We start from the raw sequence: 5,018 nt of genomic DNA, 5'->3' as shown, positions 1-5,018 counted from the left end.
GTGGGAGCGAGCCTGCTCGCGAAAGCGGTCTGCCTGAGACGGTGATGCTGAATGTGCCGCCATCATGGCGAGCTAGGTTGCTCACACTGACATCAAGCCAAAAGATGCCTGGAGATCAGCCTCGAGATTTCAACAATGCCCGTCTTGCCGGTGAATTCGAACTTCACCTTGCCCAGGGATGAAAAGTAAATCTCCAGTTCCGAATCCAGGTCGAAGGTGCCGGAGGTTTCTACCGAGTAGGCCACGATGTTTTTATAAGGCAGAGAGGTGAAGTCCTTTTTGCTGCCGGTGATGCCTTGCACGTTCACCGCGATGATGCGTTTGTTGGTGAAGACTACGCCGTCGCGCATGGACTTATAGGCGTCGATGACCTGTTCGCCCTCCAGCAGCAGGGCTGTTACGCGTTCGGCGTACTCGTCGTTTTGCTTGAGCTTGAAGAAGCCTTTGTTGTTGAAGTCGATCATCCGTAAATCCTTATGGGGTTGAACAGCGTTCCAGGCTTCCTGGGCCCATGTAGAGACGGGCGTAGGGATTCTGGCGCAGCTCGGGATGCCGTCACAAGGCCGCGGCCGGCCATTTCGTCCGCTCACCCGGCTAAATCCCCCGCCATCAGGTTCGAGGCAAGCGAACAGGCCAGTAGCCATTATTTCGCTTTTATGGTTTCCTGACCCTCGTTACGGTTGCAGGCTGAAACCTTTCGCCCTGTTTCGGTCCCGATGGTTGTCGCCCCAGCCCTGGAAGGCTCTAACGCACCCTTTTGAGGCGTTAGCCAATACTCGCGATTTTTCCCGTACTGACCGTCACAATCCCCCGGCAAACTGTTTTTCTGCCTAGACTTGCAACTGTCCGCCGTGCGCTGTGTTTTGAATGAGCCCGCACGATAAATACAAAAACAAAGAGGAAACCCCACAATGTTCAAACCTATCTGGAAAGCGCTCGCCTGTACGCTGGCTCTCAGTGCGTTGAGCACGGCCATGGCGGCGGATCCTGTCGTCATCAAGTTCTCCCACGTAGTCGCCGAACAAACGCCCAAGGGCCAGGGCGCGCTGCTGTTCAAGAAGCTCGTGGAAGAGCGTCTGCCAGGCAAAGTGAAGGTTGAGGTGTACCCCAACTCCTCGCTGTTCGGCGATGGCAAGGAAATGGAAGCGCTGCTGCTGGGTGACGTGCAGATGATTGCGCCGTCGCTGGCCAAGTTCGAGCACTACACCAAGTCTGTGCAACTGTTCGACTTGCCGTTTCTGTTCGATGACATCTCCGCCGTGGACCGCTTCCAGCTGAGCCCTGAAGGCCAGAAGCTGCTCAAGTCCATGGAAAGCAAGAACATCACCGGCCTGGCCTATTGGCACAACGGCATGAAGCAGTTGTCGGCCAACAAGCCGCTGCGTGAACCCAAGGATGCCCGTGGTCTGAAGTTCCGTGTGCAGGCCTCGGCCGTGCTGGAAGAACAGTTCAAGGCGGTGAACGCCAACCCGCGCAAAATGAGTTTCGCCGAGGTGTACCAAGGCCTGCAGACTGGCGTGGTCAACGGTGCGGAAAACCCGTACTCGAACATCTACAGCCAGAAAATGCATGAAGTGCAGAAGTACATCACCGAGTCCAACCACGGTGTACTCGACTACATGCTGATCACCAACACCAAGTTCTGGAACGGCCTGGAACCAGAGGTTCGTACTGAACTGGACAAGATCATCAAGGAAGTCACGGCTCAGGTGAACAAGGAAGCCGAGCAACTGAACCAGGACGCCAAGCAGAAGATCGTCGATGCCAAGACCACCGAGATCATCACCCTCACGCCTGAAGAACGCGGCGAGTGGCGCGACAAGATGAAGCCGGTGTGGAAGAAGTTTGAAGGTGACATCGGTGCTGATCTGATCAAAGCCGCCGAAGCCTCCAACAAGGCTCAGTAATGGGTTGGCCGGTGCTGCCGCCTTGGCAGCGCCGGCCTGTCGTCCCCCCTGCAGGAGATGTCATCCATGAACGCCCTTCGGCGCATCTGGGAACACTTCGAGGAAGGTTTCATTGCCTTTCTTCTGGCCGCCATGACGCTGGTTACTTTCGTCTACGTGGTACTCAACAACCTCTACACCGTTTTCTACAGCCTCGGCGACAACTGGCCTGCCGCCAGCACGCCGGCGTTCGCCATTGGCGACAGCATCATGGGTATGGCCCAGGCCATGACCTGGAGCAGCTCGTTGACCAAGGCGCTGTTTGGCTGGCTGATCTTTTTTGGTTTGTCGTACGGCGTGCGCACGGCCGGACACATCGGCGTGGATGCGCTGGTGAAACTGGCGAGCAAGCCGGTACAACGCATTATCGGCGTCATCGCTTGCCTGTGCTGCCTGACCTACGCCGGGCTGCTGGCCGTTGCCAGTTTTGAGTGGATCAACACCCTGATGATCGCTGAGATCGGCGCAGAGGACCTGGGCCACTTCGGCATCATGCAATGGCACATCGGCCTGATCGTGCCGGTGGGTTTTGCGTTGGTGTTTATCCGTTTCGCGGAAATTCTCGTGCGCATCCTGATGAATCGTCAGACCGGCCTGGGCCTGGCCGATGAAGCAGCCGAAGCCATCAAACTGACCGAACACGAGGAAGACAAGCCATGACCATTGCCTTCCTGTTCATCGCGCTGTTCGTGCTGATGTTTATCGGCGTGCCCATCGCCATTTCGTTGGGACTGGCCGGTTCGCTGACGATCATTTACTTCAGCCCGGACTCGGTGCGCTCCCTGGCGATCAAGCTGTTCGAAACCTCTGAGCACTACACGCTGCTGGCGATTCCGTTCTTCCTGCTGGCCGGTGCGTTCATGACCACCGGCGGTGTGGCGCGACGGTTGATCGACTTTGCCAACGCTTGCGTCGGCCACATCCGTGGCGGTCTGGCGATTGCCGCAGTGCTGGCGTGCATGCTGTTTGCAGCGTTGTCGGGTTCAAGCCCTGCGACGGTAGCGGCAGTCGGCTCCATTGCCATTGCCGGTATGGTGCGCTCGGGTTATCCACAGGCGTTCGGCGCCGGCATCGTCTGCAACGCCGGGACCTTGGGCATCCTGATTCCGCCGTCGATCGTGATGGTGGTGTACGCCGCTGCGACCGAAACCTCGGTGGGCAAGCTGTTCATGGCCGGGGTGATCCCGGGCTTGCTGTTGGGGTTATCGTTGATGGTGGCGATCTACATCGTTGCCGTGAAGAAAAACCTGCCGGCACTGCCTCGGGCGACGTTCCGTGAATGGCTGTCCACGGCGCGCAAGGCCCTCTGGGGTCTGCTGCTGATGGTGATCATCCTCGGCGGGATTTACTCCGGGATGTTCACCCCCACTGAAGCGGCTGCCGTTGCGGCGGTGTATTCGGCTTTCATCGCACTGTTCGTCTACAAGGACCTCACGTTCCGTGAGACGCCCAAGGTGCTGCTCGAATCGGCCAAGCTGAGCATCATGCTGATGTTCATCATCGCCAACGCCATGCTGTTCGCCCATGTGCTGACCACCGAGCAACTGCCGCAGCAAATCACCGCTTGGGTGATCGAGGCCGGGCTGACGCCGGTGACCTTCCTGCTGGTGGTGAACATCGTGCTGCTGATTGCCGGTGCGTTCATGGAGCCTTCGGCGATCATCCTGATCCTGGCGCCGATCCTGTTCCCTATCGCCATGCAACTGGGCATCGACCCGATCCACCTGGGCATCATCATGGTGGTGAACCTGGAGATTGGTTTGATCACGCCTCCGGTGGGGCTGAACCTGTTCGTCACCTCGGCGGTGACCGGCATGTCGCTGCCCGCCACCATCCGCGCAGCCATGCCATGGCTGATGATCCTGCTAGCATTCCTGATGCTGATTACCTATGTGCCATGGATCTCGCTGGCTTTGCCGAACTGGCTGGGGATGAACTAGCCCGGTCAAGACATGCGCAGTGGCGAGGGCATTTGCTCCCTCGCCCCTGCGCTGTCGGGCTAAGCCTGCGTGTCGCACCGTCGACCAATAAAAGGGAAGCCTCACCATGCTAAAACCTCTTTGCAAAGCGCTCGTCTGTACCTTGAGCTTCAGCCTGCTGGGCTCAGCCATGGCGGCTGAACCGATCGTGATCAAGTTTTCCCATGTTGTGGCCGAGCAAACGCCCAAGGGCCAGGGCGCGTTGATGTTCAAGAAACTGGCGGATGAACGATTGCCAGGCCGGGTGAAGGTCGAGGTGTATCCCAACTCCACGTTGTTTGGCGATGACAAGGAGATGGAAGCGCTGCTGCTGGGTGACGTGCAGATCATTGCGCGCTCGCTGGCCAAGTTCGATCAGTACACCCGATCCGTGCAGCTGTTCGACTTGCCGTTTCTGTTCAACGACATTGCTGCAGTGGACCGCTTCCAGCAGAGCCCGGAAGGCCAGAAACTGCTCAAATCCATGGAAAGCAAAAACATCACGGGGCTGGCTTATTGGCACAACGGCATGAAGCAGTTGTCGGCCAACAAACCCCTGCGTGTACCCGAGGATGCCCGTGGCCTGAAGTTTCGGGTACAGAGCTCGGCCGTGCTGGAAGAACAATTCAAGGCGGTGGGCGCCAAGCCCCAACCGATGATTTTCTCTGTGGTGTACCAAGGCCTGCGCACCGGCTTGGTCAACGGTACGGAAAACACCTACTCAAACTTCTACAACCAGAAACAGCATCAGGTGCAGAAGTACATCACCGAATCCAACCACGGCATTCTCGACTACATGCTGATCGCCTCGTCCGACTTCTGGAATGGCCTGCCGCCGGATATCCGTACCGAACTGGACAAGATCGTGACCGAGGCCACCGCCTATGCAAACAGTGAGGCGGACCGACTGAACCAGCAGGACAAGCAGTTCATCCTCGACGCCGGGACCACCGAGATCATTAGCCTCACGCCCCAGCAGCGCAACGCCTGGCGCGACAGTATGAAACCGGTGTGGGCCAAGTTCGAAAAAGAGATTGGACCGGATTTAATTAAAGCCGCTGAAGCGTCCAACCAGGCGCAGTGATGCAGCAAAGCCCAGTGCACCCTGTGGCGA

5 protein-coding genes are annotated in these 5,018 nt (G+C 58.0%); 4 read left to right on the top strand and 1 reads right to left on the bottom strand.

What is annotated here, in order from left to right:
- Positions 1–92: 92 nt before the first annotated feature.
- Entirely contained in the window at positions 93–464 is a 372-nt protein-coding gene (locus tag HU811_RS24765) for a PH domain-containing protein (RefSeq protein ID WP_186658620.1), read from the bottom strand.
- A 447-nt stretch (positions 465–911) separates the two neighbouring features.
- On the opposite strand from HU811_RS24765, the gene dctP reads away from it, so the two are divergent.
- The 4 genes from dctP (at position 912) to HU811_RS24745 (ending at position 4,988) form a co-directional block, all read left to right on the top strand.
- Positions 912–1,907 carry a C4-dicarboxylate TRAP substrate-binding protein DctP gene (gene dctP / locus HU811_RS24760; RefSeq protein ID WP_092402430.1) on the top strand — a complete coding sequence of 332 codons (996 nt, stop codon included), beginning with the start codon at positions 912–914 and terminating at the stop codon, positions 1,905–1,907.
- A gap of 66 nt (positions 1,908–1,973) precedes the next feature.
- Entirely contained in the window at positions 1,974–2,606 is a 633-nt protein-coding gene (locus HU811_RS24755; protein ID WP_092402432.1) for a TRAP transporter small permease, read from the top strand.
- Positions 2,603–3,886 carry a C4-dicarboxylate TRAP transporter large permease protein DctM gene (gene dctM, locus HU811_RS24750; protein ID WP_186658618.1) on the top strand — a complete coding sequence of 428 codons (1,284 nt, stop codon included), beginning with the start codon at positions 2,603–2,605 and terminating at the stop codon, positions 3,884–3,886. Before HU811_RS24755 ends, dctM begins: the two co-directional genes overlap by 4 nt.
- A 106-nt stretch (positions 3,887–3,992) precedes the next feature.
- Positions 3,993–4,988, top strand: a complete 996-nt coding sequence (locus HU811_RS24745) for a TRAP transporter substrate-binding protein (RefSeq protein ID WP_092402436.1) — start codon at positions 3,993–3,995, stop codon at positions 4,986–4,988.
- Positions 4,989–5,018: the final 30 nt, after the last annotated feature.

Origin of the sequence: Pseudomonas tehranensis (genome assembly GCF_014268615.1) — a bacterium.
Lineage (GTDB): Bacteria > Pseudomonadota > Gammaproteobacteria > Pseudomonadales > Pseudomonadaceae > Aquipseudomonas > Aquipseudomonas tehranensis.
This window is presented reverse-complemented; position numbering and strand designations above follow the sequence as displayed.

Coding starts and splice junctions, on each gene's coding strand:
- HU811_RS24755 (WP_092402432.1), top strand. CDS start 1,974: ATGAACGCCCTTCGGCGCATCTGGGAACACTTCGAGGAAGGTTTCATT.
- dctM (WP_186658618.1), top strand. CDS start 2,603: ATGACCATTGCCTTCCTGTTCATCGCGCTGTTCGTGCTGATGTTTATC.
- HU811_RS24745 (WP_092402436.1), top strand. CDS start 3,993: ATGCTAAAACCTCTTTGCAAAGCGCTCGTCTGTACCTTGAGCTTCAGC.
- dctP (WP_092402430.1), top strand. CDS start 912: ATGTTCAAACCTATCTGGAAAGCGCTCGCCTGTACGCTGGCTCTCAGT.
- HU811_RS24765 (WP_186658620.1), bottom strand. CDS start 464: ATGATCGACTTCAACAACAAAGGCTTCTTCAAGCTCAAGCAAAACGAC.